Here is a 25,920-nt window from a genome sequence, read left to right on the forward strand (position 1 = left end):
CCTCCGACTAGAACTTTATTCTCGTAGGAGGGCTGCTCATGTCAGAGCTGCGGTTCGACGGCAGGGTCGCGGTCGTCACCGGCGCCGGGCACGGCCTCGGCCGGTCGCACGCGCTGTCCCTGGCCGAGCGCGGCGCCAAGGTGGTCGTCAACGACCTCGGCGGCGCGCTGGACGGCACCGGCGCGTCCACCGGCCCGGCCGCCGAGGTGGTCGAGCTGATCACCAAGAACGGCGGCGAGGCGGTCGTGAGCGGTGACAACGTCGCCACCCCGGAGGGCGCCAAGGCGATCGTGCAGTCCGCGATCGACGCCTTCGGACGGGTCGACATCGTCGTCAACAACGCGGGCATCCTGCGGGACAGGTCGTTCGGCAAGATGAGCGTCGAGGAGTGGGACGCCGTCATCGCCGTCCACCTCCGCGGCGCGTTCCTGGTCACCCACGCGGCCTTCTCCCACCTGAAGGAGCAGGCCTACGGCCGGATCGTCAACACCTCCTCGCCGTCCGGCCTGTTCGGCAGCTTCGGCCAGGCGAACTACTCCACGGCCAAGATGGGCCTGGTGGGCCTGACCAAGACCCTCGGGCTCGAGGGCGCCCGGGCGAACATCCGGGTCAACGCGATCGCGCCGATCGCCTGGACCCGGATGACCGAGTCGCTGCTCCCGGCCGAGTTCGAGGCCAGGTTCACCGCGGAGCGGATCAGCCCGCTGGTGGCGTACCTGGCGCACGAGTCCTGCGAGACCAGCGGCGAGGTCTTCAGCGTCGGCGCCGGCCGGGTCGCGCGGGTGTTCGTCGCGGAGGGGCCGGGCTGGAAGCAGGACGACCACACCGCCGAGGACATCAGGGACAACTGGGAGGCCATCATGGCCGAGCAGCCCTACCTGACGCCGACCACCCTCGGCCAGCAGTCGGGTGCGTCGTTGAAGGCCATGCTCTGACGCCTCGACGCCTCGACGCCTCGACGCTTCGACGCTTCGACGCCTCGGCGCCTCGCCCCGGTGGTCCGGGGCGAGGCCCGCGGTCCCGGACCGGACGTCAGTCCCAGTCGTCGATCTTGACGTCGTGGGGGTGCGGGGCGCCCTTCCCGGTCTCGGCCAGCGACTTCAGGCTCATCAGGTAGGTCGCCCACTTGGTGCTGCAGTGGTGCATGAACGCCACCGGCTCCCTCCAGCCCTCGTGCTTGAAGAGAACGACGGTGCGGTCGCCGGACCGAGCGAGGTTCCAGTCCACGTGCGTGCCGATCCACTCCTCGGGTCCGTCGATCACCTCCCACCGCACGCGCTCGGCCGGGCGGAGCTCGGTGACCTTCATGTCGAACCCGCCGGCCTCGAACCGGAAGCAGAGCACGCCGCCGAGGCCGTCGCCCTCGCCCTGCGTGTCCGTCGTCCACCAGCCGGTGAGCCCTTCGACGGTGGTCAGGGCCGTGTAGACCTCGGCCGCCGGTGATTCGATCCCCACCCTGTGCAGGATGTCCGCCATTTTCGATCCCTCTTTCCGATGTCGGTTCTCGTCCGGGTCCGGTGGATTCACCGCTGTGCGCCGGGCGGGCTCTCACCGCGCGGGCCCTCGCCCTGCCGGATCGCCTCGGCGATCCGCTTGATGCGCTGGAGCCTGGCGTCCCAGGCCGCCCCCACCGAGGACAGCTGGGCGACCGCGCGGGCGAGTTGCGCCTCGTCCACCCGGTATCTCCTCTCCCGCCCGGCGGGTGACGCGTGCACCAGGCCGACGCGGTCGAGCACGCCGAGGTGCTTCGCGACGGCCTGGCGTGTCACGGGCAGCCGCTCGCTGAGGCTGGTGGCGGTGCCGCTGCCGTCCGCCAGGAGGAGGTCGAGCATCCGCCGACGGGTCGGGTCCCCGACCGCGGACCACAGGTCGTCGTCGACGGCGGCGGTCACGGGGCCGACACCAGCCGCGCGGCGTACTCCCCGAGGCGGGGGACGAAGAGGTCCCAGCCGGAGACGTGATCGCGGTACCGCTCCGCCAGCTTGGCGGCCTCCCAGCCCATCTCCCGGAACCCGGTCTCGGTGAGCCGGAGCCTGGTGCCCGCGCCCGACGGGGTGAGCTCGAAGGTGATCAGCAGGGAGGCGGCGGAGGCGTCGGCCTCGCCGTCGGGATAGCACCAGCGGAACGAGAAGCGCCGGGGCGGCTCGGCGTCCACCACGGTGATCGGGAGGACGTCCGTCCTGTCGCCCCAGACGAGCTCGCCGACGGCGCCGGGAGTCGCCTCGACGTCGGCGCCGTCGCTCCACCACTGCGAGATGTGCTCGGGGCGGCTGACGACCTCGAAGACCACCCCGGGCGGGGCGTCGACGTGGATCTCGCGTTCGATGCTGCCGTACTCCATGCTCTGTGCGCCCTCTCGATGTGCAACTTTCGGTTGCTCTTCACGCTAGCGGGCGATCCGCAGTGATGCAACCTCTGGTTGCGTGTGGCGTGCGGCAGGAAGGGCGGCCCGCCGGACCCCCGCCCACCGGTGCTCCTACTTTTGCTGAAATCAGCGAAAGTATGACGACTTTCGATAAAAGGGTCTTCACAAGCAGCCGGAACAGGATTAGCTTCTGCATCACCAACTCCGAATCCCGGATGTTGGGAGCTTCCGAGACGGGAGGGCCCGTGTCCGGAGACACCCCTCTGCTGCTGATGCGGGGGATCGTCAAGCAGTTCCCCGGCGTCCGCGCCCTCGACGGGGTCGACCTGGAGGTGCGGCGCGGTGAGGTGCACTGCCTGCTGGGCCAGAACGGCGCGGGCAAGTCCACCCTCATCAAGATCCTCTCCGGGGCGCACCAGCCCGACGAGGGCGTCATCACGCTGGGCGGGCAGGAGACGCGCCTGGCGACGCCGACGGCCGCGATCCGGGCCGGCATCTCCACGATCTACCAGGAGCTCGACCTGGTCGACGGCCTCAGCGTGGCCGAGAACGTCTTCCTCGGCCACGAGCGCGCCAGGCTCGGCTTCGTCCGCTCCCGTGAGGCCAACCGCGCCGCGCACGCGCTCCTCGCCCGGCTCGGGCACCCCGAGATCCGCCCGTCCACCGAGGTCGGCCGGCTCTCGCCGGCCGCCAAGCAGGTCGTCAGCATGGCCCGGGCCCTCTCCCACGACACCCGGCTGATCATCATGGACGAGCCCTCGGCGGCCCTGGCCCACGACGAGGTCGACAACCTCTTCCGGATCGTCCGGGAGCTGACCTCCCAGGGCGTCGCCGTCGTCTACATCTCCCACCGGCTGGAGGAGATCCGGGAGATCGGCGACCGGGTGACGGTCCTGAAGGACGGCCGGACGGTGGCGGTCGGCCTGCCCGCCCGGACCACCGCCACCTCCGAGATCGTCTCCCTGATGACCGGCCGCACGGTCGAGTACGTCTTCCCGCCGCGCCGCCCGTGCTCCGCAGCGGACCCGGACGCGACCGAGGTGCTGAGGGTCGAGGGGCTCACCGCGCCGGGGCTCTTCGCCGACGTCTCCTTCACGGTCCGGGCCGGAGAGATCGTGGGCCTGGCCGGACTGGTCGGTTCGGGCCGGTCGGAGATCGTCGAGGCGGTGTACGGCGCGCGCCGCGCCTCGGGCGCCGTCGTGCTGGACGGGCGCCCCCTGGGGCGCGGCGGCGGCACGACGGCCGCCGTCCGGCTCGGCATGGGCCTGGCCCCGGAGGAGCGCAAGGCCCAGGCGCTGCTGCTGGACCAGAGCGTCACCCGCAACATCACGCTGGCCGGTCTCGGCCGCTACTCCCGGTTCGGCTGGCTCGACCGCCGCCGCGAGGGCGCGGAGGCGCGGGAGCTGATCGAGACCCTCGGCATCCGGCCGGCCGACCCGGACCGGCCGGTCCGGACGCTGTCGGGCGGCAACCAGCAGAAGGCGGTGCTCGCCCGGTGGCTGGTCGGCGACCGCCGGCTGCTCCTGCTGGACGAGCCGACCCGCGGCGTGGACGTCGGCGCCCGCGCGGAGCTGTACGCCGTCATCCGGAGGCTGGCCGACACCGGGATCGGCGTGCTGCTGGTCTCCAGCGAGGTGCCCGAGGTCCTCGGCCTGGCCGACCGGGTGCTGGTGGTCCGGGAGGGCCGGATCATCCACGAGTCCGACGCCCGCGACCTGGACGAGCGCCGGGTCCTCGACATGATCATGGAAGGGAGCGCACTGTGACCGACACCCGCGGGCCGCGGGCCGGCGAGGACGCGAAGAGCGGTGCGGCGGTGCAGGCCGGGACGCCCGCGCAGGGGCCGGGCGCCCCGCGGAACCCGCTGGGAGCGCTGGGCGGGCCGCTGGCCCGGCTGGGCGAGGCCCGGCACCTCGGCCTGGTGGCGGCGCTGGTGCTGCTGGCGCTGGTCGGCCTGGTGACCCGGCCGGACAACTTCGCCACCGCCTCCAACCTGGTCAGCATCCTGTCCCTGGCCGCCACCATCGGCGTGATCACCGTCGGCATGACGTTCGTGATCATCGGCGGCGGCATCGACCTGTCCGTGGGCGCGATCATGGCGCTCGCCTCGGTCTGGGCCACCACGCTGGCCACCCAGTCCTACGGACCGTTCGTGATGATCGTCTGCGCGGTCCTGGTCGGGACCGGGGCCGGTCTGGTCAACGGGCTGCTCATCGCCTACGGGCGGCTGGTGCCGTTCATCGCCACGCTCGCCATGCTGGTCGCGGCCCGGGGCCTGGCCCAGCGCATGTCGGACCGGCGGACCCAGCTGGTCCAGCAGGGCAACGAGGCGATCGTGGAGCTGTCCACGACCCGGGTGCTCGGCCTGCCGCTGCTGGTCTACGTCTTCGCGCTGGTGGTCGCCGCGGGCTGGCTGCTGCTCAACCGCACCACCTTCGGCCGCCGCACCTACGCGGTCGGCGGCAACCCCGAGGCCGCCCGGCTGGCCGGCATCGACGTGCGCAGGCACACCATGCTGCTGTACGCGCTGTCGGGGCTGTGCTGCGGCATCGCCGCCGTGCTCATCATGGCCAGGACCACCACCGGCTCCTCCACCCACGGCGACCTGTACGAGCTGGACGCGATCGCCGCCGTCATCATCGGCGGCACGCTCCTCACCGGGGGCCGGGGCTCGATCATCGGCTCGATCCTCGGACTGCTGATCTTCACGCTGATCACGAACCTCTTCATCCTCAACGGGCTCAACACCAGCGACCAGCTGATCGCCAAGGGATTGATCATCGTCGTGGCCGTGCTGCTCCAGCGGCGCGGCCTGCGCTCGCCCACCTGAAAGACCGGTGCCCCCCGCGGACCGGTCAGGGGCCCGCGGGGCGCACCTCCACCCGGAACCCCGCACGGCAAGGGGCCCGCCGGGGCGCACCTCCACCCGGAACCCCGCACGGCAAGGGGCCCGCCGGGGCGCACCTCCACCTGGAACCCCCCGCACGGCAGCAGAAGGAGCACGATCATGTCCAACCCACTCGCCCGCCGGGGATTCCTCGTCGGCGGGGCGGTCATCGGGGCGGGAGCCCTGGTGACCGCCTGCACGAGCAACGAGCCCGCCGCCCAGCCGAGCGCCGCCGCCGCGCCGTCGAGCGCCCCGGCCGCCGGGAGCGGCAACGACACGCCCGGTGAGAAGGTCGTCATCGGCTTCTCCGCCCCGGCCGCCGACCACGGCTGGATCGCCGCGATCGCCAAGAACGCCGAGGCCGCGGCCAAGCAGTACACCGACGTGGAGTTCAAGCCGGTCGAGCCGACCAACGACATCAACGCGCAGATCTCCGCCGTCGAGTCGCTCATCGCGGCCAAGGTCTCCGCGCTGGTGATCCTGCCCAACGACGGCCAGCAGCTCAACCAGATCGCCCGCCGCGCGAGCGACGCGGGCATCCCGGTGGTCAACCTGGACCGCGTCTTCCCCGACAAGCTCTCCTACCGGACCTGGATCGGCGGCGACAACTACGGCATGGGCGTGGCCGCCGGGCACTACATCGGAAAGCGGCTCAAGGACAAGGGCGTGGCGAACCCGGTGATCCTGGAGATCCAGGGCATCGCGACGCTTCCGCTCACCCAGGACCGGAGCAAGGGCTTCGCCGACGCGCTCAAGACGTACGGCTTCAGCGTGACGGCCCAGCAGGACGCCCAGTTCACCGTGGAGTCCGGCACCGAGGTCGCCGGGAACCTGCTCCAGGCGCACAAGAAGATCGACGCGCTGTGGAACCACGACGACGACCAGGGCATCGGCGTGCTGGCCGCGATCAAGGAGGCCGGCCGGAACGAGTTCTTCATGGTCGGCGGGGCGGGCTCGGCCAACGCGATGCGCGACATCCAGGCCGGCACGGGCGTGCTGGAGGCCACCGTGACCTACAGCCCGACGATGGCCTCCTCCGCCGTCAAGCTGGCCCGGCTCATCGCCCAGGGGAAGGGTATGAGCGACCTGGTGGAGAACCAGGTGCCGCAGTCCATCACGCTGGCCTCGGAGACCATCACCAAGGAGAACGTCGCCGAGTACCTGCCGCTGGGGTTCGAATCGTGAAGCCGGTCATCGGGGTGGGCATGGTCGGGCACGCGTTCATGGGGCGGGTGCACTCCCAGGCCTGGCGGAGCGTCTCCGCCTTCTTCGACCTGCCCGTGGTCCCGTCCATGGCGGTGCTCGGCGGGCGCTCGCCGGAACGCACGGCAGAGGCCGCGCGGCGGCTCGGCTGGGCGGCGGCCGAGACGGACTGGAAGCGGCTCGTCCAGCGCGACGACGTGCAGATCGTGGACGTCTGCACGCCCGGCGACTCGCACGCCGAGATCGCGATCGCGGCGCTGGCCGCGGGCAAGCACGTCATCTGCGAGAAACCGCTGGCCAACACGGTCGCCGAGGCCGAGGCGATGGCGGAGGCGGCCCGGGAGGCGGCGGCGCGGGGCGTGCGCGCGATGGTCGCCTTCAACTACCGGCGGGTCCCGGCGGTGGCGCTGGCCCGGCGGTTCGTGGCCGAGGGGAGGCTGGGGGAAGTGCGCCACGTCCGGGCGCAGTACCTCCAGGACTGGATCGCGGACCCGGAGTTCCCGCTGGTCTGGCGGTTGCGCCGGGACCGCGCGGGCTCGGGCGCGCTCGGCGACATCGGGGCGCACATCGTGGACACCGCCCAGTTCGTCACCGGCCGGAACCTGGTGGGCGTCTCGGCGCTAACCGAGACGTTCGTCCGGGAGCGCCCGCTGGCGGACGCCTCGGAGGGCCTCGCGGGTGGGAGCCGTACCGGGGAGAAGGGGACGGTCGACGTCGACGACGCCGCGCTGTTCATCGGGCGGCTGGAGGGCGGGGCGCTGGCCTCGTTCGAGGCCACCCGTTTCGCCGCCGGGCGCAAGAACGCGCTGCGGATCGAGGTCAACGGCTCGAAGGGGAGCCTGGCCTTCGACTTCGAGGCGATGAACGAGCTGTGGTTCCACGACCACACGCTCGACGGGGCCGAGGCGGGCTTCCGGCGGATCATGGTCACCGAGCCCGGCCACCCGTACGCGGGGGCCTGGTGGCCGCCGGGGCACGGGCTCGGCTACGAGCACACCTTCACCCACGAGGTGAAGGACTTCCTGGAGGCGGTCGCCGCCGGCACCGACCCCGCGCCGTCCTTCGAGGACGGGCTGCGGGTGCAGCGGGTGCTGGCGGCGGTCGAGGCGAGCGCGGCCGACGAGAGCCGCTGGACGGTGGTGTGAGATGAGCAGGCCGATCACGTTGTTCACCGGCCAGTGGGCCGACCTGCCCTTCGAGGAGGTCTGCCGGCTGGCCGCCGAGTGGGGCTACGACGGGCTGGAGATCGCCTGCTGGGGCGACCACTTCGAGGTCGACAAGGCCCTGGCGGACGACTCCTATGTCGGGCGGAAGCTGGAGACGCTCGCCAAGTACGACCTGAAGGTGTGGGCGGTCTCCAACCACCTCGTCGGCCAGGCGGTCTGCGACCACCCGATCGACGAGCGGCACCGGGCCATCCTGCCCGCGCGGATCTGGGGCTCCGGGGACCCCGAGGAGGTGCGGCGGGCGGCGGCCGAGGAGATGAAGGACACCGCGCGGGCCGCGGCGAAGCTGGGCGTGGACACGGTCGTGGGCTTCACCGGGTCGTCGATCTGGCACACGGTCGCGATGTTCCCGCCGGTGCCGGCGTCGATGGTGGAGGCGGGCTACGCCGACTTCGCCGACCGGTGGAACCCGATCCTGGACGTGTTCGACGAGGTCGGGGTCCGCTTCGCGCACGAGGTGCACCCGAGCGAGATCGCCTACGACTACCACACGACGGTGCGGACCCTGGAGGCGATCGGCCGCCGGGAGGCGTTCGGGCTGAACTGGGACCCGTCCCACATGGTCTGGCAGGACCTGGACCCGGTCGGCTTCATCCTGGACTTCGCCGACCGGATCTACCACGTGGACTGCAAGGACGCCAAGGTCAGGTGCGGCGACGGGCGGCGCGGGCGGCTCGCCTCCCACCTGCCCTGGGCGGACCTGCGGCGCGGCTGGGACTTCGTCTCCACCGGGCGCGGGGACGTGCCCTGGGAGGACTGCTTCCGGGCGCTGAACTCCATCGGGTACGGCGGGCCGATCTCGATCGAGTGGGAGGACGCCGGGATGGACCGCCTGGACGGCGCGCCCGAGGCGCTGGACTTCGTCCGGCGGCTCAACGCCATCACGCCCCCGGCGGCCTCGTTCGACGCGGCCTTCAGCGGGGAGTGAGCGGAACCGGGCCCCCGCCCGGATCGCTCACCTGTCGAAATCGGCGGTGCGGCACCGGGACGGCCCCCGCCGTCAGGTCCGCCGGGCCGCACTGCTCCGAATCAGGCAGAACGGGTGCCCGGCCGGGTCGAGCATGACGACCAGGTCGGGATCGTCCGGGTCCTGATGCCGAGCCGGCCCGGCTCCCAGCGGCAGCAGCTGCTGCGCGGCGGCGTGAGGATCCTCGACGACATACTCGAAGTGCGAGTGCAGCGGCACTTCGGGCGAAGGCCACGTCGGGGGCCGGTAGTCCGGAACGGCCCGGAATATGATCAATCGGCCCTCGGCGTCCACGTGTGCCTCGTCAGCGGTCTGTCGTGTCACCTCTCCACCGAGCAGTACCGCGTAGAAATCCGCCATGACGCTCGGATCGGGACAGTCGACCGTCAGGGCCATCCACTCGACCAGCCCCGGCCGTCGTTGATCGTTTCTCATATGACCATCCTGCCGTCCCATGGGCTGCCATGAGTGAGGCATCGCGGTACGGATGGTCGGGCAAGCGTGGTTGCGCATGCCATTTCGCCGGCCACAGGTTACACTTATTTCAGATATGTCCGCAGGAGGTGATCGTGTCCCGTGCCGGGGTTCTCGCCCACGCAGTCCGGATCGAGGCCGATCATGAGGATCGCGAGTTGCTCGCCCATCTCGAGACGGTCGCCCAGCATGCGCAGCTCGTGTTGCGCGGAGACGACGGCCGTGATGTCGTGCTGCCCGAATCGCTCGTGAGTCTCGTGCTCGCCGCGGCTCACGATCTCGCGAAGGGGAATGCCGTCTTCGCCCTGCCGGTGGAGACCCGGCTGACTCCGAACGAGGCCGCACAGCTACTCGGCCTGTCGCGCCCCTTCGTCGCCCGGCTGCTCGACGAGGGTGAAATCCCTTCGCAGCACTTGCCCGGTAGTCGTCATCGACTGGTCCGTCTTGCCGACGTCCTGGAGTTCCAGGCCCTCCGCGAGCGCCGTGCCGAGGGCCGCCGCAGGATCATGGAGATCGTTGAAGAGGAGGATCCGCCCTACTGACCTCCGGAGGGACTGACCATGGCGCGGGTCTTCGTCGATACGAACGTGCTGTTTCCGTTCTCGCTCATGGACTTGATGCTCGCCCTGGCCGAGGACGCGGTGCACACTGTGCTGGTCGCCGATCATCAGGAGATCGAGTCGTACGCGGGGGACCGGACCGGACACAACGGCCGCCATCCACATGAAGGTGATGACTTGCTTCGGTAGGGACTGGTCCACGGACTGCATGCCCCACTGCCGGCCGAGCTGTCAGGGGTACCGCGGGCCGTAGCACCGTGGACCATCAGGGGCGGTAGGCGTCCCGGCGGTGTTTGATCGTCTGGATCGACACGGTGTGCTTGTCCTCGTCGATGCGGTAGACGACTCGGTAGGTCCCCCGCCGGGCGACGTGCAGGCCGTCGTACGGCTCCTGGAGAGGTTTGCCGACACGCCACGGCTCCCGTAAGGCGTCCCGCGGTGTCCGTCTGCGGATGAACGCCTCCGGGTCCGGGCCGGTTCCCGCGCGGCCCGGTGCGCCCGGTCCGGTTCCCGCACCGGAACCGGCCGGAGCCGGGCCGCGTGCCTCGCCGGGAACGCGGACCGGCGGTCCGGGCGGGTCAGGCGCGCTGCCACAGGGAGGGGACGTTCGGCGGCTCCCATCCGGTCTGCGCGGTGTGCGCCTGGAGGCAGCGGTAGGTCGCGCCCCCGTAGGCGACCCGGTCCCCGGCGGCGTAGGCCGTACCGGCCCGCCAGGTCCCGCCGGGCGGCGTGCTCGGCGACGGGCTGGTCGTGGGCGTCCCGGCGACGTCGAGCACGAAGTCGAACGTCCCCTCCCGCACGCCCCCGGCCGTGCGCACGTTCATCAGCAGCGACGGGTCGAAGATGGTGTCGGTGTTGTTGCGCGGCTCGCCGGGGAAGTAGAGCTGGGTGGTCAGGATCCGCGACTGGCCCGGCGCCTGGAGCTTGACGTGGATGTGCCGCGTCCGCCCCGGGTAGAGACCGGGGACGATGGTGGTCAGCCGGTACGACCCGTCCGCGCCGGTGAACAGGTGGCCGCGCAGGGTGAACCGGACGTTGTCGTAGTTGCCGGAGTTGTCGGCCTGCCAGAAGTCCATGAGCACCCGGCTCAGCGGGCGGCACGCGCGGTCGAAGACGTGGCCGCTGACGACCAGCCGGGTACCGGACACCCCGGCGGTGAGATCGTCGCGCTCGGGGGAGTTCGGCTTGAAGTACGGTCCCTCGGTCTGGGCCACGGTCGTCCTGCCGGGGGTGCAGGCCAGCGGCGCGTCCGCCGGGGCCGCCGACGCGGCGCCCGCGCGGGAGGCGGCGCCGGCCACCGCCGGCGCGGCCAGAGCGCCCAGGCCCACCGCGGTGATGAACCTCTTACGGCTGAGGCCGGGCTGCTCGCCGGCCCGGTGCGGGTTCTCGCTCATCGTGCTCCTTGTCGGGGGAGGGGGCGGGGGACGGGCCGCGTCGGAGGCCGCGGCGGCCCGTCCCTGACGTGTATATCCACCGCGTCCGCCGCGGACGTGGCCGCGCGTGCCAGGGTGTTGGCGTGGAGCGCCGGGCCGCCGCGGCCCTTCCCCCGGCGGGGGCCGGTCGTTCCATAACCCGTGACGGGGACACGGATGGGATTTCCGGCGCCCGGCTCGGGGGGAGAGGCTGGGCGGGCCGCGACCGGCGGCACCGGAAGGCTCAGCGGGACGCTCGGAGAGCCCACGAGACCGGGGAGGGGCCATGCCCACCTTCGTCAGCACGGCCGGCACGCCGGCCCGGGAGCAGGCCGCGTTCTGGCGGGACGTCGTGTCACGGGCCTTCGGCCCGCTGGAGCTGCGGACCGACGACCGGGAGGGGTTCGCGGGCCGGATCGTGGGCCGTACCCTGGGCCCGGTCCAGGTCAGCGACGTGCGCGCGCCCGCCCACGTGGTGAGCCGCGCCGCGCGGCACGGCCTGCGGGACGGCATGGAGCACTACAAGCTGTCCCTGCTGCTGCGCGGTTCGGGGGTGGTCGAGCAGGCGGGCAGGCACGTCGAGGTCGGCTCCGGCGACCTGGTGCTCTACGATCTGGCCCGCCCGGTCAGGTTCGCGCTCCAGGACCACCACCTGCTGGCCCTGACCATCCCCCGGTCCGTGATCCTGCTGCCGCCCGCGCGGGTGGCGGAACTGGCGGGCACGCTGCTGGGCAGCAGGGAGGGCCCGGGGAGCCTGGCGGTCTCCTTCCTGAGCGCACTGGCGGTCCACGGCGGTCCGGCGGACGGCCCGTACGGCGTGCACTTCGGCGAGGCCCTGGTCAACGTGGTGACCGGGGCGCTGTGCGAGCGGCTCGACGGCACACCGCCGCCCGGCGGCGCGCACGCCGAGGCGTACGCGCGGATCGTGGACTGGATCGAGCGGAACCTGCACCGCCCCGATCTGTCCCCGGCCGTCATCGCGCAGGCCCATCACGTCTCGGTCCGCCAGCTCCACCGGATCTTCCAGGCGGCGGGCGGCACGGTGACCGCGCACGTGCGCGCCCGCCGCCTGGACCACTGCCGCCGGGAGCTGGCCGCCGCGGGGCCCCGCGGCGAGGGGGTGGGGGAGATCGCCGCCCGCTGGGGCTTCACCGACGCCACCTCGTTCAGCCGGGCCTTCCGCCGGGCCTACGGCCGCGCGCCGCGCGACTGGCGGGACCGGCGGGACTGAGGGGGAGGGCCCGCCCGGCCGGCTCGCGGCCGGGTGATCCGGACAGGACAGTGACGGGGCCTCTGGTCAGGATCCCATGAGGTCGCGTGCCGCGTCCGGTGAGTGCGGACGAACGCCTCCCGGACGGAGCCGGCAGATCGGGTTGAAGACACCGTGGTCGGTCAGGCCGAGAACCAGGCTCCACCGGGAGGCGTTCCCCTGCATGCTCACTGTCAGTCCAGGACGACGACCTGGCGCAGGACCTCGCCGCCGCGCAGGGCCGCGACGGCGTCGTTGAGGTCGGCGAGCCTGATCCGGGAGCTGATCATGCTCTCCAGGTCGAGCTTGCCGGCCTTGTACAGCCCGGCGAGGAACGGGAAGTCCCGGCGGACGTCCGAGCCGCCGTACATCGAGCTGAGGATGTTCTTGCCCTCGAACAGCAGGCTGAAGGCGCTCAGCGGGACGGTGTCGTCCATCGCGCCCGCGCCGACGACGATCATGTCGCCGCCGCGGCGGGTCGCCTGCCAGGCGGTCATGATCGCGGCGGACTTGCCGACGGCCTCGAAGCCGTAGTCGAAGCCCCGGCCCCCGGTCAGCGTGCCGATCGCGTCCATCAGCTGGTCGGGCGTGACCGCGTGGGTGGCGCCGACCTTCTCGGCCAGCTCGTGCTTGGACTCCAGCGGGTCGATCGCCAGGATCGTGGTGGCCCCGGAGATCCGGGCTCCCTGGATGATCGACAGGCCGATCCCGCCGCAGCCGACCACGGCCACGGTCGAGCCCGCGCGGACCCTGGCGGTGTTGAGCGCCGCGCCGACGCCGGTGGTGACGCCGCAGCCGATCAGCGCCGCCACCTCGAAGGGCACGTCGGGGTCGACCTTGACCGCGCCCTGCCAGGGCACGACGATCTCCTCGCACCAGGTGCCGCAGCCGGCCATGCCGAACGCCGGGGTGTCGCCGCCGTAGCGGAAGCGGGCGTTGACGAAGCTGTCCATGACGTAGGTCATGCACAGGAACGGCTGGTTCACCAGGCAGTTGGAGCAGGTGCCGCAGGCCGGGGTCCAGTTGACGATGACGTGGTCGCCGGGCTGGACCGTGGTCACGTGGTCGCCGACCTCGACGACCTCGCCCGCGCCCTCGTGCCCGGGGATGACCGGGAGCGGCATCGGCAGCACGCCGCTCAGCACCGACAGGTCGGAGTGGCAGACGCCGGTGGCCCTGACCTTGATCCGGACGTCCGCCGGGCCCACCGGGGCCAGGGTGAAGTCGTCGCGGATGTCGAGCTTGTCGTCGCCGACGGCGTGGAGCAGCGCACCGCGCATGGGGGCCTCCTGGGTCCTGGGTCCGGGGTTATGCCGTCTCCTCGGGGGTCTCCTCGAGGGAGAGGGCGGCTTTGGGGCAGGACCGCACGGCGTGCCGGACGCGGTCCATCATCTCCGGCGGCGGCTCAGGCAGCAGCACGTGCAGCTGGTCGTCGTCGTCGACGTCGAAGACCTCCGGGGCGAGTCCCATGCAGACGGCGTTGGCCTCGCAGACCAGATAGTCGACTTTGATCTTCATGAGCGTGAACCTCCTCAACCGGATTGGATCGGCGTGCCGAGCTTACGGTGGTCCCAGGAGACCACCCGGGTGGGCTCGACGACGAACGCGACCCTTTTCCGGCCGGTGTGGGCGACGTACTCGGAGACGAGCTCCTCGGAGTCCGGCATCCCGGCCATCCGCCGGGTCACGCCCATGCCGACGCGCAGCACGCCCTCCGGGTCGCCGATCGTGCGCGCGACGCCGTACACCAGGACTCCGCGCAGCTCGGCGTAGTCGTCCCCGGCCTCGATGAGGCAGCTCACCCGGGCGTCCCGCTGGATGTTGCGGGTCTTCTGGGCCTTGCCGTAGGTCCAGAAGGCGATCTTCCCCTCGTCCAGCCCGTAGAACATGGTGACCATGTGGGGCATGCCGTCCGGGTTGATCGTGCCGAGCTGGAGCTTCCGCGACTCCGCGATGAAGGCGGTGACCTCGTCGTCGGACATCGCTATGCGCGCGCGCTGATTCACGGTGCAAAGTAGAACATGTTCCACAAGGCCCGGCAAGAGTCGTTCCGAATGTAGTTCGGCGTGGGTAGGCTGCTCGGATGAGCAACGCCACCGGGCCCTCCGACCTGCCCGCGGACCCGCGCCCCGGCACGCCGCCGAGCATGCCCGCGGACCTGCTGCAGGCCGCCCACCGCGCCAAGGGGTTCATGCCCCGGGCCGAGGGGATCGCCCTGTTCGAGACCGCCGCCGAGTACGGCTCGCGCGGGCCGATCTGCGAGATCGGCACCTACTGCGGGAAGTCCGCCGTCTACCTCGGCGCGGGCGCCCGCCTGTCCGGCTCCGTCGTCCTGACCGTGGACCACCACCGGGGCTCGGAGGAGATCCAGCCGGGCTGGGCCCACCACGACCCCACGCTGGTCGACCCCCGCTTCGGCAAGATGGACTCCCTGCCCACCTTCCGCTGCACGATCGCCGCGGCCGGGCTGGAGGAGGAGGTCATCGCGATCGTCGGCAGGTCCGAGCGGGTCGCCGAGCTGTGGAACACCCCGCTGGGGATGCTGTTCATCGACGGCGGCCACTCCGAGGAGCCGGTCACCAAGGACTACGAGGGCTGGGCCCCGCACGTGGTGCAGGGCGGCGCGCTGGTCTTCCACGACATCTACCCCGACCCGGCCGACGGCGGGCAGGCGCCGTACCGCGTCCACCAGAGGGCGCTGGCCTCCGGGGCGTTCAAGGAGGTCCGGCGGGAGGGCTCGCTCCGGGTGCTGGAGCGGATCGGCCCCGGCATCGGCTGACGGGCCCCGCCGGGTCAGCCGGGGGAGCGGGCGTGGCTGCAGCCGCAGGCCGCGGTGGGGCGGTCCGTCGCGTAGGCGCCCGCGTCGCGGAAGAGACCCGACGCGGGGGTGAGGCCGTACAGCGCGTCGGCGGCGAGCACGACGGCGGCCGCGGTGTAGGCCGAGCGCTCGTGCGGGAACCACTTCTCGTTCACGAACTGCCAGCCGGTCCAGTAGGACCCGTCCTCGTGCCGCAGGTGCTGCATGTCGGTGAAGAGCTTCTCGGCCCGGTCCCGGTCGCCCAGCGCGTCCAGCGCCAGCACCAGCTCGCACGTCTCCGCGCCGGTCACCCAGGGCTGGTCGGAGACGCAGCGGATGCCCAGGCCCGGTTCGACGAACGTGTCCCACTCCTCGGCCAGCCGGGCGTGGGCCGCCGGACCGCGCAGGGCGCCGCCGAGGATCGGGTAGTACCAGTCCATCGAGAAGCGGCTCTTGTCGGCGAACGCCTCGGGATGGGCGGCCAGCACGTGGCCGAGCTGGTCGGCCGCGAGCTCCCAGTCGGGCTGCGGGTCGCCCAGGTGCTCGCCGAGCAGCACGCCGCAGCGCAGGCCCTGGTGGATGGAGGCGCAGCCGGTCAGCAGGGCGTAGGAGGCCGCCCGGCCGTCCGCGGCCCGCTCCCAGACGATCTCGCCCCGGGTGGTCTGCAGGCCGACCGTGAAGTCGAGGGCGGAGCGCACGACGGGCCACATCTCGCGGGCGAAGCCCTCGTCGCCGGTGACCAGCAGCTCGTGCCAGACGCCGACCGCGACGTAGGCCGCGTGGTTGGACTCCCCGCCGTGCTCGACGGCCCTGCCCCCGACCAGCTTCATCGGCCAGGACCCGTCGGCCCGCTGGGTGCGGACCAGCCAGTCGTAGCCCCTGCGGACCGGCTCGGCCAGTCCGGCCACGCTCATCGCCATCAGGCACTCGACGTGGTTCCAGGCGTCCACGTGGCCCTCGGGCCAGGGGACGCCGCCGTCGGCCTCCTGCACGGCCGCGATGCTGCCCGCGGTCTGCGCGACCCGCTGCCGGTCCACGGCTCAGGCGGGCTTCCGGACGTAGAGCACGACGCTCTTGCCGATGAGCGGGTTGAGCAGCGCTTCGGCGATGCGGGTGGCGGCCGGGCGCTTCATGATGTCCCAGACGAGGATCTCGTGGTACGCCTTGGCCAGCGGGTGGTCGTCGTTGTTCACGCCGACGGCGCACTTGATCCACCAGTACGGCGCGTGCAGGCCGTGGGCGTGGTGGTGCGGGCCGATGACGAACCCGGTGGCCTTGAGCTTCGCGCCGAGCTCGGCGAGCGTGTAGATCCGCACGTGCCCGCCGGGGGCGGTGTGGTAGTCCTCGTCCAGCGCCCAGCAGATCCGCTCGGGCAGGAAGCTCGGCACCGTGACCGCGGCCAGGCCGCCCGGCTTGAGCACCCGGAAGATCTCCCGCATCGCCGCCATGTCGTCGGGGATGTGCTCCAGGACCTCGGCGGCGATCACCCGGTCGAAGCTGGCGTCCTCGAACGGCATGTCCAGCGCGTCGCCGGTCACCGTCTCGGCGGTCGCCTCGTCGGGCACCTCGCCGGCCTGCTCCATCGCGGCGAACATGGTCGCCACGCCCTTCAGCTCCTCGGCGTCCATGTCGAAGGCCACCACGTCGGCGCCCCGGCGCAGCACCTCGAAGGCGTGCCGCCCGCCGCCGCAGCCGAGATCGAGGACTCGGGTCCCGGGCCCGACGGGCAACCGGCCGAAGTCGACAGTCAGCACTTGCCGCTCCTTGCAGAGATCCAGCTGGGAAAGGGGTCGATCAGGTCGTGCGGGTCGTGCGGGTCGCGGCGTGGGCCTGGATGGCCTCGCGGTAGGCCTCCACGGTCCGCTGCGCGACGACCTTCCAGGTGTAGCGCTCCATGGCGCGCTCGTAGCCGCGCCGGCCGACCTCGGCCCGCTCCTCGGGGGAGTCGTGCAGGCGGCGCAGCGCGGCGGCCAGCTCCTCGGGGTCGCCGGGGGCGACCTGCACCGCGGCGTCGCCGACGACCTCCGGCAGCGCGCCGGTCCGCGAGGCGACGAGCGGGGTCCCGCAGGCCATGTGCTCGACGGCCGGGAGCGAGAAGCCCTCGTAGAGCGAGGGGACGACCGCGATCTCCGAGGTGGCGATCAGCTCGCCCAGCTCGGTGTCGGAGATGCCGTGCACGAACCGGACTCGGTCGGCCAGGGAGAGCTCGGCCACCAGCTTCTCGGTCGGGCCGCCCGGGGTCGGCCTGCTCACCACGGTCAGGTTCACGTCGCGCTCGGTGGCGAGCTTGGCCACCGCGCGCAGCAGCGTCGCCACGCCCTTCATCGGCGAGTCGGCGCTGGCCACCGCGACGATCGAGCCGGGACGCTTGGGCAGCTCCGGGCGCGGGTGGAAGTAGCGGGTGTCCACGCCCAGCGGGATGAGCCGCATGTTGGCCTGCGGGACGTTGAAGTCGCGGTGGATGTCGGCGAGGGAGGACTCGCTGACGGTCAGGATCGGGTTCAGCCGCGGGGCGACCTTGGCCTGCATGCGCACGAAGCCGTACCAGCGCCGCATCGAGAACTGCTTGCGCAGCGGGGCGGCCTTGAGCTCGATCCGCCGGTCCACGCTGATCGGGTGGTGGATGGTGCCGACCACCGGGAAGAGCTTCTGGATGCCGAGCAGGCCGTACCCGAGCGTCTGGTTGTCCTGGACGACATCGAAGTCGCCGACCCGCTTGGCCAGCTCGCGGCGGGCGCGCAGGCTGAAGGTCAGCGGCTCGGGGAACCCGGCGGTCCACATGGTCGCGACCTCGAGCACGTCGATCCAGTCGCGGAACTCGCGCAGCCCCGGGGTGCGGAACGGGTCCTCGTCGCGATAGAGGTCGAGGCTGGGGACCTTGGTGAGGACGACCCCCTCGTCGAGCTCGGGGTAGGGCTGGCCGGAGAAGACCTCGACGCGGTGGCCGAGGGCGACCAGCTCACGGCTGAGGTGGCGCAGGTAGACCCCCTGGCCGCCGCAGGTCGGCTTGCTCCGGTAGGACAGCAGAGCGATCCGCAGCGAGTCCGCACCTGGCACGGCAACCCCTTCCTCACCCTGTCCGGGTGAGGACAGGTACCGTGAAAGATGACCTTAGACCTCGGACCCTACCATTCGGTAGGTCTCACCCTTCTAATGTGGAATTGTGCTCAGTGTCACTTTCATGGCATACGAGCTGCGACGTTGGCGCGACCGATCGCAATTCGGTGAAACGGGTTCTAGTGACACGCCGCCCGGTATGGTGCCCATAACAGGGCAGGGCGGTACATTCGCCAGTCAACGGCACACTGTCCGGGTAGGACCCGGTCCGGGAGCAAGCCCCGCCCGACGAGCAAGGAGGACGCGTTGGCCAGGCGCGCGCTGATCACCGGCATCACCGGGCAGGACGGTTCCTACCTGGCCGAATGCCTGCTGGACGAGGGCTACGAGGTCTGGGGGCTCGTCCGGGGGCAGGCCAACCCGCGCGTCTCCCGGGTGCGCAGGCTCCTGCAGGACGTCCAGCTGGTCCGCGGCGACCTGCTCGACCAGGGCTCGCTCATCTCCGCGGTGGAGAAGGTCCAGCCCGACGAGGTCTACAACCTGGGCGCCATCTCGTTCGTGCCGATGTCGTGGGAGCAGGCCGAGCTGACCGCCGAGGTCACCGGCATGGGCGTGCTGCGCATGCTGGAGGCCATCCGCGTCTGCTCGGGGATCTCCTCCTCGCGGACCGTCAACGGCTCCGGCCAGATCCGGTTCTACCAGGCGTCGTCCTCGGAGATGTTCGGGCAGGTCCGGGAGACCCCGCAGGCGGAGACCACCCCGTTCCACCCCCGCTCGCCGTACGGCGTGGCCAAGGCCTACGGCCACTTCCTGACGCAGAACTACCGCGAGTCCTACGGGATGTTCGCGGTCAGCGGCATCCTGTTCAACCACGAGTCGCCGCGCCGCGGCGCCGAGTTCGTCACCCGCAAGGTCTCCCTCGGCGTGGCCCGCATCAAGCTCGGCCTGGCCTCCGAGCTCCGCCTGGGCAACCTGGAGGCCCGCCGCGACTGGGGCTACGCCGGCGACTACGTCCGGGCGATGCACCTGATGCTCCAGGCCGAGACGCCCGAGGACTACGTCATCGGCACCGGCCGGACCCAGTCGGTGCGGGAGCTCGTCGAGGCGGCGTTCTCCGCCGCGGGCCTCGACTGGGAGCGCTACGTCGTCTGCGACCAGGCCCTGCACCGCCCGGCCGAGGTCGACCTGCTCTGCGCCGACCCGAAGAAGGCCCGCGTCCAGCTCGGCTGGGAGCCCTCGGTCTCCTTCGAGGAACTGGTCGCCATGATGGTCGAGGCCGACGTCAAGCTCCTGTCCGAGGGCGGCGACCCCGACCAGGACTCCTCCTGGCCCTGAGCGCCGCCCGGCTTTCGAATGGCGGGCGCCTTCCCACGGAGCGCGCTGATCGGCGTTGCCGATGGCCGGGCACCTGGCGATCCGCCCTCGTGCCGCCGTCGCATATGCGAGCGGGCGCCGGGCTTCCGCGCCAGGATCATCGCCCTGCCCTATGGAGGCGGAGCCGCCCTGGTCACGGCAGGTGACCCGTGAGCGGTCAGCTGACCTTGAGCTGCTCGTCGCCGAAATCGGCGATCAGCTTAAGCGTGCCGCCGAGGGCGGCGACATAGCGGTCCAGGACCTCGCGGGTCGACACGTCGCCCTTCTCGATCTGGGACACCCGGGCCACGGAGATGCCCATGCGATCGGCGACCTGGGCTTGGGTGAGACCTCGGCGCTTGCGCATCTCGCTCAGCCGCCAGCCTTGTGCCTGGGCGCGCAACTGCTGCACTTCGGTCTCGAACCGCTCCGGGCCGCCTGCGGTTTCGATCGCCTGCTCCAGATGGCCGCTCTCGCGCCATCTGCGGTAGTTGCTCATCGGCCCATCTCCTTCTGCCGCTCCACCAGGTAGAGGTCGTACAGCCGTTCGGCTCGCGGGATCGCCGTCCGGTACCAGCGTTGCCAGTTACCCGCCTTGTCGCCGGCCACCAGCAAGATTGCCGCTCTCCAGGGATCGAAGACGAACAGGATGCGGATCTCGCTACGGCCGGTGGAACCCGGTCTCAGCTCCTTCATGTCGGGAATCGTGGAACCTGTGACGGTGTCCACGAGCGGACGACCCTCTGCCGGGCCATTGCGTTCCAATATCAAGATCGCTTGGTTGACCGGCTTGCGGGAAGCGTGGTCGGTCTCGCTGAGAGGGGTCTCAGCGGTCCTCAGCTCCGGCTCAGCCGGGCTCAGCGTCTCCTCAGGGGGGTTCGGGCAGCGTGGCGGGTGATCCCCGCAGGAGGGGTTCCGCCACCAGGAGGTCATCGTGCCCGTCCATGTCACGCGTCCCGCGGGTCCGGAGGAGGTTCTCGCCGGTCCGGCCGTCTCCGCCGGGCTCCGGCGGGTGGAGAGGCGCCTGCGGAGCCTGAGCGCCTCGTCCCGGCTGCCGTCCGTCAGCCGCGCGGTCACCCGGATCACCGGGGCCGGGGGCAAGCGGCTGCGGCCCGCGCTGACCCTGGCGGCGGCACTCGCCCTGGGCGGGCGGATCGACCGGCGGACGGTGACCGCGGCGGCGTGCGTGGAGCTCGTCCACGCGGGGTCGCTGGTCCACGACGACCTGATGGACGGGGCGGCCGAGCGCCGCGGCGTGCGGACCCTCAACGCCGAGCTGGGCGACGCCCGGGCGCTGGTGGTGGGCGACTTCATGCTGGCCAGGGCCGCGCTGACCGCGCTCTCCTCGCTCTCCAGGCCGGTGGCCGAGACGCTGGCCGCCACCGTCGTCGAGCTGGCCGAGGGCCAGTTCCAGGAGGCGGCCGAGCTCTTCGACGCCGGCCGCACCCCCGAGAGCGCCCTGTGCTCCGTCCGCCGCAAGACGGCCTCCCTGTTCCGGGCGAGCTGCCTGGTCGCGCACCCGGACGGGCAGGCCCTGGCGGAGTACGGCGAGCGGTTCGGCATGATGTTCCAGATCCTGGACGACCTGCTGGACCTGGGCTCCACCGCGGAGCTGCTCGGCAAACCCGCCGGCAACGACCTGCGGCAGGGCGTCTACACCCTGCCGCTGCTCACGGCCGTGCGGGGGGAGTGCGCCGATCTGCGCCCGTTCCTGGGGCGGCGGCTGACCGAGGACGAGATCGGAGCCGTCCTGGCCCGGCTCAGGGCGGGCTCCATGGCGGAGGAGACGATCGCGCACTGCCGCGGCCTGGCGGCGGACGCCGTCGCCGCGCTGCCTTCCGGCATCGCCGACCCCGAGGCCGCCGAAGCCCTGCACCGCCTGCCGTACGCCTGCCTCGACAGGGCGGAGTCCCTGCTCCTCAGGTGAGGCCGGACCCCGCCGGCCGGGGCGGACCCCGCCGGCCGGGGCGGGGCCCGTCGGCGGGGGCGGGACCTGTCGGTCGGGGCGGGGCCCGTCAACCGAGCCGGGCCCGTCGGGTGAGGCCGGATCCCGTCAGCCGAGGTCGACCGGGAGCTCCTTGATGCCGTTGATGAAGTTGGAGCGCAGGCGGCGGGCCGGGCCGGTCTGGGAGATCTTCGGCAGCCGCTCGGCCAGCACCTCGAACAGGACCCGGAGCTCCAGCTTGGCGAGGTGGTTGCCGAGGCAGAAGTGGGCCCCTCCGCCGCCGAAGCCGATGTGCGGGTTGGGGTCGCGGCCGATGTCGAAGACGCCGGGGGAGTCGAACACGGACTCGTCGCGGTTGGCCGAGCCGTAGAAGACCACGACCTTGTCGTTCTCGCGGACCTGCCGGTCCCCGATCACCGTGTCGGCGGTCGCCGTGCGGCGGAAGAGGTTGACCGGCGAGACCCAGCGGACGATCTCGTCGGCCGCGGCGGGCGCCAGCGCCGGCTCGGACACCAGGCGGGACCACTGCTCGGGGTGCTCGAAGAGCGCCAGCATGCCGCCGGAGGCCGCGTTGCGGGTCGTCTCGTTGCCCGCGACCACCAGGAGCAGCACGAACAGGTCGAACTCGTTCTCGTCGAGCGCCTCGCCGTCCTCGGCGGGCTGCAGGAGCCTGGTGATGATGTCGTCGCGCGGCTCCGCGCGCCGCTGGGCGGCCAGGGCGTTGGCGTAGGCGTAGACCTCCGAGGCCGCGTCGCGTCCCTGCGACGGGTCGGCCGCGTAGTCCGGGTCCTCGGCGCCGATCATCTGGTTGGACCAGGTGAAGAGCTTGTCGCGGTCCTCGACGGGCGCGCCGAGCAGCTCGCAGATGACGTAGAGCGGGAGCGGGGCGGCGATGTCCCGGACGAAGTCGACCGGGCCGCGGCCCCTGGCCTCGTCCACCAGGTCGTGGCAGATGTCGCGGATGTGCTGCTCCAGCCGCCCGATGACCCGCGGGGTGAAGCCCCGGTTGACCAGGGAGCGCCGCCGGGTGTGCTCCGGGGGGTCCTGGTTGAGCATCATCATCCGCTGGAGCTCGCGCTCCTCCTCGGGCATCTCGTTGATCAGCGCGAGCTTGCGGTGGGAGGAGAACAGATCGGAACGGCGGGAGACGTGGACCACGTCGGCGTGCCGGGTCACCGCCCAGAATCCGGGACCGTCGGGGTCGGGGTGCCAGTGGACGGGGTCGTTGGCGCGCAGCCAGGAGAACTGCTCGTGGGGAGGCCCGTGCTTCGCGTAGAAGTCCTGGTCGATGACGTTGATGTCCATCTGCTCTCCCATGCGGGCCGTACGGGCGGCTTCCCCGGCGTCCTGCGCGGCATCGGGACGCGGTCCGGCCGCGTCCCGACCGGCGGTGCATCCGGGGATCACTGATCGATCACTTGGCCGAACACGTTTCTGAAACGTGTTCTATTACGGTCCGGGGGGAGAGTCAAGGGCGGGGCCGCTGGTTGTCCCGTCCCGGACTCGTCCGGTCGCGTGACGCCGCCCTACCCGTACGGCGCCGCCTTATCCGCCGGCCGGGGCGCCGGAGCCGTGATCGGCTAGGCTCCCGCCGGGCGGCGGGAGCCGTACCCGGGCATCTCCCGCGGAACGGAGCACGTGGTGGGCATCAGCGCGGACATCGGCAGGTACGGCTTCGGCACCGGACCCATCGGCAACCTGTTCACCGCGGTGGACGACGAGACGGCACGGGCGGCGGTGGACGCCGCCTACGAGGCCGGGATCCGGCTGTTCGACACCGCGCCGCACTACGGGCTCGGCCTGGCGGAGCGGCGGCTCGGCGCGGCCCTGGCGGGCCGTCCCCGCGACTCCTACACGCTCTCCACCAAGGTGGGCCGCCTGCTCGTGCCGTCGTCGGGAGGCGGCAGGGACCCGGAGGGCTTCGACGTCCCCGCGGACCTGCGCCGGGTCCGGGACTACTCCCGTGACGGGGTGCGCCGGTCGCTGGAGGAGAGCCTGGGGCGGCTCGGTCTCGACCGGGTCGACATCGTGCTGATCCACGACCCGGACGACCACTGGGAGCAGGCCGTCTCCGAGGCGTACCCGGCCCTGGCCGAGCTGCGCGACCAGGGCGTCGTCGGGGCGATCGGGGCCGGCATGAACCAGTGGGAGATGCTCGCCCGGTTCGTCCGGGAGACGGACATGGACGTGGTGATGCTGGCGGGACGCCACACGCTGCTCGACCGGTCGGGCACGCGCGGGCTGCTCCCGCTCTGCGCGGAGCGCGGGGTCCGCGTGCTCGCGGCGGGGGTGTTCAACAGCGGCCTGCTGGCCACCCACGACGCCTCCGGCACCTACGACTACGCCCCCGCCCCCGGGCCGCTGCTGGCGCGCGCCCGCCGGATCGCCCGGGTCTGCGAACGCCACGGCGTCACCCTGCCCCAGGCGGCGCTGGCCTTCCCGCTCCGCCATCCGGCGGTCGCCTCCGTGGTCGCCGGGGCCCGCTCGGCCGCCGAGGTCGCCCGCAACGCCGCCCTGGCCGCCGCACCCGTCCCCGAGGACCTCTGGACCGACCTCGCCGCCGAGGGCCTCGTCGGCTGAGATGGAAGGCCGGGGCCGCCCCTCTCCTCGGGCCGGGTGAGGCGAGGTCCGGGAGGCGCCGCCGCTCGGTCGGGGCGGATGGGGCGAGGCCCGGAAGCGTCGCCCGCTCGGCCGAGGTCAGGTGAGGGCGTCGCGGAGCCACTCCTCGACGCCGGCGATGTGCACGGTGGCCCAGGCGCGGGCGACCTCCGGCTGGCGGGAGGCGATGGCCTCGCAGATCGCGGCGTGCTGCTCGCGGGTCCTGGCCAGGGCCCCCTCCTGGGTGAGCCCCCGCCAGACGCGGGCCCGGGTGGTCGGGCCGGACAGGCTCTCGATCAGGGAGCAGAGCACCGCGTTCCCCGAGCCCGCCGCGATGCGCCGGTGGAACTCCAGGTCGTTGGCGACGAGCTGCTCGACGCTCGGGTCCCCGGGCAGCGAGGCGAGGATCCCGCGCAGCTCGGCCACCCCGGCGTCGTCCATCCGGGCCGCGGCCATGGCGGTCGCCGCCGGTTCCAGGATCCGCCGGACCTGGAAGAACTGCAGCACGGTGTCGTCCTGGTGGAAGTCCACCACGAAGGACATGGCGTCCAGCAGCAGCCCCGGCTCCAGGCTGGTCACGTAGGTGCCGTCGCCCTGGCGCACGTCCAGCACGTTGATCAGGGCCAGCGCGCGGACCGCCTCGCGCAGGGAGTTGCGGGACAGGCCGAGCCGTTCGGCGAGATCGGCCTCCTTCGGCAGGCGGCTGCCCGGGGTGAGCTCGCCCGAGAGGATCATCTGCTTGATCTTGTCGATCGCGGCGTCGGTGACCGCCACGCTTCACCGTCCCAGACTCGCCCCTGCATCGGATGCCCAGGAGTTTAGGGGCCCGAGCGCGAGGGCGTCCGGAGGCGGCCGCGGTGACCGGGACCCGCCCGTGCGTCGTCCGGAACGCCGTCCGGGTCGCTCTCCGGAGCGTTCCGCGACCCGTTCCGGTCTCAGGCGGAGGGGGCGGCCGGGAAATCGGCGAACAGGCGGACGGCGGCGATCTCGATGCGCCACTGGATCTGGTCGTACGTCCGCCGCCCGCGCAGCATCTCCAGCAGCTCGTGGACCCAGACGCTCGCCAGTGATCCCGCCAGGGCGACCTGCTCCTCGGTCGCGCCGTCCGCGCCGGCTCCCTCTCCCGCCACGCGGACGAGCAGGCCCGCCATGCGCTCCCCGAACGGGGTCTCCACCTCGGTCATGATCAGCGAGCGGATGAGCGCGTCGGCGAGCTCGGGCTCGCGCATGAGGCCGCGGGTGGCCCGCATCAGCACGTCGACCGCACGGCCCGCCGGGGCCGAGGCGCTGGGCGGCCGGCGCTCGATGCTGCTCTCGAGCAGGTCGATCTCCTCGCCCACGACGGCGACGACCAGGTCCATCTTCGAGGGGAAGTAGCGGTAGAGCGTGCCCAGCGCGACACCCGCGCGCTCGGCGACGGTGCGCATCTGCATGGCCTCGACGCCGCCGCGCGAGGCGAGGGCCGCGGCGGCCTGGATGATGCGCTTGCGCCGCTGGTGCTGGCTCCTCGTGCGGACGCCGGTGGACGAGGGTTCGCCGTGCACGCCTGCCCCCTTGCTCGTGACGGATCCGGCGGTGCTCGGGGCGGACGTGCCGGTGAGACGCGGGGTGACCGGCGCCTCGATGGTCGTATGCGGAGTACGCATGAGAACACGTTATCTGATTCCCGTCTCTTCCGATGAGTTACCCGCCAGTCACAAACTCCCTGGCTCATCCATGAGATATGTCTCACGGCGGCATTCTGTGTGATGGTGAAAGTGAGCACTATGGACAGTTATTGGAATCTGTTCTAATTTCTGGTCGAGCGATTCGGGCACCACCGCCGGG

Annotated in this window: 30 protein-coding genes; 13 read left to right on the forward strand and 17 right to left on the reverse strand. The window is 72.0% G+C overall.

Going from position 1 to position 25,920, the window contains the following annotated elements; translation table 11 throughout:
• The first annotated feature begins 38 nt into the window (after positions 1 to 38).
• Positions 39 to 935 (forward strand): SDR family oxidoreductase, encoded by an 897-nt coding sequence (locus tag IEZ06_RS19695; protein ID WP_189238174.1) that lies wholly within the window; start codon positions 39 to 41, stop codon positions 933 to 935.
• Between the two features lie 97 nt (positions 936 to 1,032).
• On the opposite strand, the gene IEZ06_RS19700 is transcribed toward IEZ06_RS19695, so the two are convergent.
• From IEZ06_RS19700 to IEZ06_RS19710, 3 genes are read right to left on the reverse strand one after another with little or no spacing between them, the layout of a single operon-like run.
• On the reverse strand, positions 1,033 to 1,476 hold the full coding sequence (locus IEZ06_RS19700; protein WP_189238175.1) for an SRPBCC family protein: 444 nt from the start codon (positions 1,474 to 1,476) through the stop codon (positions 1,033 to 1,035).
• 47 nt (positions 1,477 to 1,523) lie between these two features.
• The gene (locus IEZ06_RS19705) at positions 1,524 to 1,892 is read right to left on the reverse strand and encodes an ArsR/SmtB family transcription factor (protein WP_189238176.1); all 369 of its coding nucleotides are present in this window, start codon (positions 1,890 to 1,892) and stop codon (positions 1,524 to 1,526) included.
• On the reverse strand, positions 1,889 to 2,341 hold the full coding sequence (locus tag IEZ06_RS19710; protein ID WP_189238177.1) for an SRPBCC family protein: 453 nt from the start codon (positions 2,339 to 2,341) through the stop codon (positions 1,889 to 1,891). The genes IEZ06_RS19705 and IEZ06_RS19710 overlap by 4 nt, the downstream gene beginning before the upstream one ends.
• A gap of 296 nt (positions 2,342 to 2,637) precedes the next feature.
• On the opposite strand from IEZ06_RS19710, the gene IEZ06_RS19715 reads away from it, so the two are divergent.
• The 5 genes from IEZ06_RS19715 (at position 2,638) to IEZ06_RS19735 (ending at position 8,609) form a co-directional block, all read left to right on the forward strand.
• Positions 2,638 to 4,131 carry a sugar ABC transporter ATP-binding protein gene (locus IEZ06_RS19715; RefSeq protein ID WP_373293890.1) on the forward strand — a complete coding sequence of 498 codons (1,494 nt, stop codon included), beginning with the start codon at positions 2,638 to 2,640 and terminating at the stop codon, positions 4,129 to 4,131.
• The gene (locus IEZ06_RS19720) at positions 4,128 to 5,195 is read left to right on the forward strand and encodes an ABC transporter permease (protein ID WP_229798405.1); all 1,068 of its coding nucleotides are present in this window, start codon (positions 4,128 to 4,130) and stop codon (positions 5,193 to 5,195) included. Before IEZ06_RS19715 ends, IEZ06_RS19720 begins: the two co-directional genes overlap by 4 nt.
• A gap of 177 nt (positions 5,196 to 5,372) precedes the next feature.
• The gene (locus IEZ06_RS19725) at positions 5,373 to 6,437 is read left to right on the forward strand and encodes a substrate-binding domain-containing protein (RefSeq protein ID WP_189238179.1); all 1,065 of its coding nucleotides are present in this window, start codon (positions 5,373 to 5,375) and stop codon (positions 6,435 to 6,437) included.
• Entirely contained in the window at positions 6,434 to 7,600 is a 1,167-nt protein-coding gene (locus IEZ06_RS19730) for a Gfo/Idh/MocA family protein (RefSeq protein WP_229798407.1), read from the forward strand. Before IEZ06_RS19725 ends, IEZ06_RS19730 begins: the two co-directional genes overlap by 4 nt.
• 1 nt (position 7,601) lies before the next feature.
• Positions 7,602 to 8,609, forward strand: a complete 1,008-nt coding sequence (locus tag IEZ06_RS19735; RefSeq protein WP_189238180.1) for a sugar phosphate isomerase/epimerase family protein — start codon at positions 7,602 to 7,604, stop codon at positions 8,607 to 8,609.
• Positions 8,610 to 8,681: 72 nt separating this feature from the next.
• Here IEZ06_RS19735 and IEZ06_RS19740 read toward each other — a convergent pair whose 3' ends face one another.
• Complete coding sequence (locus IEZ06_RS19740) at positions 8,682 to 9,044, reverse strand: VOC family protein (RefSeq protein ID WP_189238181.1); 363 nt, start codon at positions 9,042 to 9,044, stop codon at positions 8,682 to 8,684.
• Between the two features lie 167 nt (positions 9,045 to 9,211).
• Here IEZ06_RS19740 and IEZ06_RS19745 point away from each other — a divergent pair, with 167 nt between their 5' ends.
• Together IEZ06_RS19745 and IEZ06_RS36465 are read left to right on the forward strand one after the other, a co-directional pair.
• Complete coding sequence (locus IEZ06_RS19745; RefSeq protein WP_229798409.1) at positions 9,212 to 9,664, forward strand: helix-turn-helix domain-containing protein; 453 nt, start codon at positions 9,212 to 9,214, stop codon at positions 9,662 to 9,664.
• An 18-nt stretch (positions 9,665 to 9,682) separates the two neighbouring features.
• Complete coding sequence (locus IEZ06_RS36465; RefSeq protein WP_229798411.1) at positions 9,683 to 9,871, forward strand: hypothetical protein; 189 nt, start codon at positions 9,683 to 9,685, stop codon at positions 9,869 to 9,871.
• Between the two features lie 76 nt (positions 9,872 to 9,947).
• On the opposite strand, the gene IEZ06_RS37665 is transcribed toward IEZ06_RS36465, so the two are convergent.
• Both IEZ06_RS37665 and IEZ06_RS19760 read right to left on the reverse strand, forming a co-directional pair.
• Positions 9,948 to 10,136, reverse strand: a complete 189-nt coding sequence (locus tag IEZ06_RS37665) for a type II toxin-antitoxin system RelE family toxin (RefSeq protein WP_189238243.1) — start codon at positions 10,134 to 10,136, stop codon at positions 9,948 to 9,950.
• Positions 10,137 to 10,260: 124 nt separating this feature from the next.
• Positions 10,261 to 11,076: a dioxygenase family protein gene (locus IEZ06_RS19760; protein WP_189238182.1), complete on the reverse strand. Its 816-nt coding sequence runs from the start codon at positions 11,074 to 11,076 to the stop codon at positions 10,261 to 10,263.
• 304 nt (positions 11,077 to 11,380) lie between these two features.
• Here IEZ06_RS19760 and IEZ06_RS19765 point away from each other — a divergent pair, with 304 nt between their 5' ends.
• Positions 11,381 to 12,325 carry an AraC-like ligand-binding domain-containing protein gene (locus IEZ06_RS19765; RefSeq protein WP_189238183.1) on the forward strand — a complete coding sequence of 315 codons (945 nt, stop codon included), beginning with the start codon at positions 11,381 to 11,383 and terminating at the stop codon, positions 12,323 to 12,325.
• Positions 12,326 to 12,537: 212 nt separating this feature from the next.
• Here the strand turns inward: IEZ06_RS19765 and IEZ06_RS19770 are convergent, their stop codons facing one another.
• Genes IEZ06_RS19770 through IEZ06_RS19780 form a run of 3 tightly spaced genes read right to left on the reverse strand, consistent with a single transcriptional unit; the run spans position 12,538 to position 14,349 of the window.
• The gene (locus IEZ06_RS19770) at positions 12,538 to 13,623 is read right to left on the reverse strand and encodes an alcohol dehydrogenase catalytic domain-containing protein (RefSeq protein ID WP_189238184.1); all 1,086 of its coding nucleotides are present in this window, start codon (positions 13,621 to 13,623) and stop codon (positions 12,538 to 12,540) included.
• A 28-nt stretch (positions 13,624 to 13,651) separates the two neighbouring features.
• Entirely contained in the window at positions 13,652 to 13,861 is a 210-nt protein-coding gene (locus IEZ06_RS19775; RefSeq protein WP_189238185.1) for a ferredoxin, read from the reverse strand.
• 14 nt (positions 13,862 to 13,875) lie between these two features.
• Entirely contained in the window at positions 13,876 to 14,349 is a 474-nt protein-coding gene (locus tag IEZ06_RS19780) for a pyridoxamine 5'-phosphate oxidase family protein (protein WP_189238186.1), read from the reverse strand.
• A gap of 140 nt (positions 14,350 to 14,489) precedes the next feature.
• On the opposite strand from IEZ06_RS19780, the gene IEZ06_RS19785 reads away from it, so the two are divergent.
• Positions 14,490 to 15,122, forward strand: a complete 633-nt coding sequence (locus IEZ06_RS19785) for a class I SAM-dependent methyltransferase (RefSeq protein ID WP_189238244.1) — start codon at positions 14,490 to 14,492, stop codon at positions 15,120 to 15,122.
• A 14-nt stretch (positions 15,123 to 15,136) separates the two neighbouring features.
• Here IEZ06_RS19785 and IEZ06_RS19790 read toward each other — a convergent pair whose 3' ends face one another.
• Genes IEZ06_RS19790 through IEZ06_RS19800 form a run of 3 tightly spaced genes read right to left on the reverse strand, consistent with a single transcriptional unit; the run spans position 15,137 to position 18,197 of the window.
• Positions 15,137 to 16,177, reverse strand: a complete 1,041-nt coding sequence (locus IEZ06_RS19790; RefSeq protein WP_189238187.1) for a prenyltransferase — start codon at positions 16,175 to 16,177, stop codon at positions 15,137 to 15,139.
• A gap of 3 nt (positions 16,178 to 16,180) precedes the next feature.
• Entirely contained in the window at positions 16,181 to 16,894 is a 714-nt protein-coding gene (locus tag IEZ06_RS19795) for a class I SAM-dependent methyltransferase (RefSeq protein WP_068897703.1), read from the reverse strand.
• Between the two features lie 40 nt (positions 16,895 to 16,934).
• Entirely contained in the window at positions 16,935 to 18,197 is a 1,263-nt protein-coding gene (locus tag IEZ06_RS19800; RefSeq protein ID WP_189238188.1) for a glycosyltransferase family 4 protein, read from the reverse strand.
• Positions 18,198 to 18,503: 306 nt separating this feature from the next.
• Between IEZ06_RS19800 and IEZ06_RS19805 the strand changes: the two genes are divergently transcribed.
• Positions 18,504 to 19,532 carry a GDP-mannose 4,6-dehydratase gene (locus IEZ06_RS19805; protein ID WP_189238189.1) on the forward strand — a complete coding sequence of 343 codons (1,029 nt, stop codon included), beginning with the start codon at positions 18,504 to 18,506 and terminating at the stop codon, positions 19,530 to 19,532.
• A gap of 196 nt (positions 19,533 to 19,728) precedes the next feature.
• On the opposite strand, the gene IEZ06_RS19810 is transcribed toward IEZ06_RS19805, so the two are convergent.
• Both IEZ06_RS19810 and IEZ06_RS19815 read right to left on the reverse strand, forming a co-directional pair.
• Positions 19,729 to 20,049, reverse strand: coding sequence for a helix-turn-helix domain-containing protein (locus tag IEZ06_RS19810; RefSeq protein ID WP_189238190.1), 321 nt, complete (start codon positions 20,047 to 20,049; stop codon positions 19,729 to 19,731).
• The gene (locus tag IEZ06_RS19815; protein ID WP_189238191.1) at positions 20,046 to 20,483 is read right to left on the reverse strand and encodes a type II toxin-antitoxin system RelE/ParE family toxin; all 438 of its coding nucleotides are present in this window, start codon (positions 20,481 to 20,483) and stop codon (positions 20,046 to 20,048) included. The genes IEZ06_RS19810 and IEZ06_RS19815 overlap by 4 nt, the downstream gene beginning before the upstream one ends.
• Position 20,484: 1 nt before the next feature.
• Between IEZ06_RS19815 and IEZ06_RS19820 the strand changes: the two genes are divergently transcribed.
• On the forward strand, positions 20,485 to 21,477 hold the full coding sequence (locus IEZ06_RS19820) for a polyprenyl synthetase family protein (RefSeq protein ID WP_189238192.1): 993 nt from the start codon (positions 20,485 to 20,487) through the stop codon (positions 21,475 to 21,477).
• Between the two features lie 126 nt (positions 21,478 to 21,603).
• Here IEZ06_RS19820 and IEZ06_RS19825 read toward each other — a convergent pair whose 3' ends face one another.
• Positions 21,604 to 22,800 carry a cytochrome P450 gene (locus IEZ06_RS19825; protein ID WP_189238193.1) on the reverse strand — a complete coding sequence of 399 codons (1,197 nt, stop codon included), beginning with the start codon at positions 22,798 to 22,800 and terminating at the stop codon, positions 21,604 to 21,606.
• Positions 22,801 to 23,136: 336 nt separating this feature from the next.
• On the opposite strand from IEZ06_RS19825, the gene IEZ06_RS19830 reads away from it, so the two are divergent.
• Positions 23,137 to 24,075, forward strand: a complete 939-nt coding sequence (locus tag IEZ06_RS19830; protein ID WP_229798413.1) for an aldo/keto reductase — start codon at positions 23,137 to 23,139, stop codon at positions 24,073 to 24,075.
• A 117-nt stretch (positions 24,076 to 24,192) separates the two neighbouring features.
• Here IEZ06_RS19830 and IEZ06_RS19835 read toward each other — a convergent pair whose 3' ends face one another.
• Together IEZ06_RS19835 and IEZ06_RS19840 are read right to left on the reverse strand one after the other, a co-directional pair.
• Positions 24,193 to 24,867, reverse strand: a complete 675-nt coding sequence (locus IEZ06_RS19835) for a FadR/GntR family transcriptional regulator (RefSeq protein WP_189238194.1) — start codon at positions 24,865 to 24,867, stop codon at positions 24,193 to 24,195.
• 161 nt (positions 24,868 to 25,028) lie between these two features.
• Positions 25,029 to 25,739 carry a TetR family transcriptional regulator gene (locus IEZ06_RS19840; RefSeq protein WP_189238195.1) on the reverse strand — a complete coding sequence of 237 codons (711 nt, stop codon included), beginning with the start codon at positions 25,737 to 25,739 and terminating at the stop codon, positions 25,029 to 25,031.
• Positions 25,740 to 25,920: the final 181 nt, after the last annotated feature.

Origin of the sequence: Planomonospora antibiotica (assembly GCF_014647955.1) — a bacterium.
Lineage (GTDB): Bacteria > Actinomycetota > Actinomycetes > Streptosporangiales > Streptosporangiaceae > Planomonospora > Planomonospora parontospora.

Coding starts and splice junctions, on each gene's coding strand:
- IEZ06_RS19695 (WP_189238174.1), top strand. CDS start 39: ATGTCAGAGCTGCGGTTCGACGGCAGGGTCGCGGTCGTCACCGGCGCC.
- IEZ06_RS19700 (WP_189238175.1), bottom strand. CDS start 1,476: ATGGCGGACATCCTGCACAGGGTGGGGATCGAATCACCGGCGGCCGAG.
- IEZ06_RS19710 (WP_189238177.1), bottom strand. CDS start 2,341: ATGGAGTACGGCAGCATCGAACGCGAGATCCACGTCGACGCCCCGCCC.
- IEZ06_RS19715 (WP_373293890.1), top strand. CDS start 2,638: ATGCGGGGGATCGTCAAGCAGTTCCCCGGCGTCCGCGCCCTCGACGGG.
- IEZ06_RS19725 (WP_189238179.1), top strand. CDS start 5,373: ATGTCCAACCCACTCGCCCGCCGGGGATTCCTCGTCGGCGGGGCGGTC.
- IEZ06_RS19735 (WP_189238180.1), top strand. CDS start 7,602: ATGAGCAGGCCGATCACGTTGTTCACCGGCCAGTGGGCCGACCTGCCC.
- IEZ06_RS19740 (WP_189238181.1), bottom strand. CDS start 9,044: ATGGCCCTGACGGTCGACTGTCCCGATCCGAGCGTCATGGCGGATTTC.
- IEZ06_RS36465 (WP_229798411.1), top strand. CDS start 9,683: ATGGCGCGGGTCTTCGTCGATACGAACGTGCTGTTTCCGTTCTCGCTC.
- IEZ06_RS19760 (WP_189238182.1), bottom strand. CDS start 11,076: ATGAGCGAGAACCCGCACCGGGCCGGCGAGCAGCCCGGCCTCAGCCGT.
- IEZ06_RS19765 (WP_189238183.1), top strand. CDS start 11,381: ATGCCCACCTTCGTCAGCACGGCCGGCACGCCGGCCCGGGAGCAGGCC.
- IEZ06_RS19770 (WP_189238184.1), bottom strand. CDS start 13,623: ATGCGCGGTGCGCTGCTCCACGCCGTCGGCGACGACAAGCTCGACATC.
- IEZ06_RS19775 (WP_189238185.1), bottom strand. CDS start 13,861: ATGAAGATCAAAGTCGACTATCTGGTCTGCGAGGCCAACGCCGTCTGC.
- IEZ06_RS19785 (WP_189238244.1), top strand. CDS start 14,490: ATGCCCGCGGACCTGCTGCAGGCCGCCCACCGCGCCAAGGGGTTCATG.
- IEZ06_RS19810 (WP_189238190.1), bottom strand. CDS start 20,049: ATGAGCAACTACCGCAGATGGCGCGAGAGCGGCCATCTGGAGCAGGCG.
- IEZ06_RS19815 (WP_189238191.1), bottom strand. CDS start 20,483: ATGACCTCCTGGTGGCGGAACCCCTCCTGCGGGGATCACCCGCCACGC.
- IEZ06_RS19825 (WP_189238193.1), bottom strand. CDS start 22,800: ATGGACATCAACGTCATCGACCAGGACTTCTACGCGAAGCACGGGCCT.
- IEZ06_RS19840 (WP_189238195.1), bottom strand. CDS start 25,739: ATGCGTACTCCGCATACGACCATCGAGGCGCCGGTCACCCCGCGTCTC.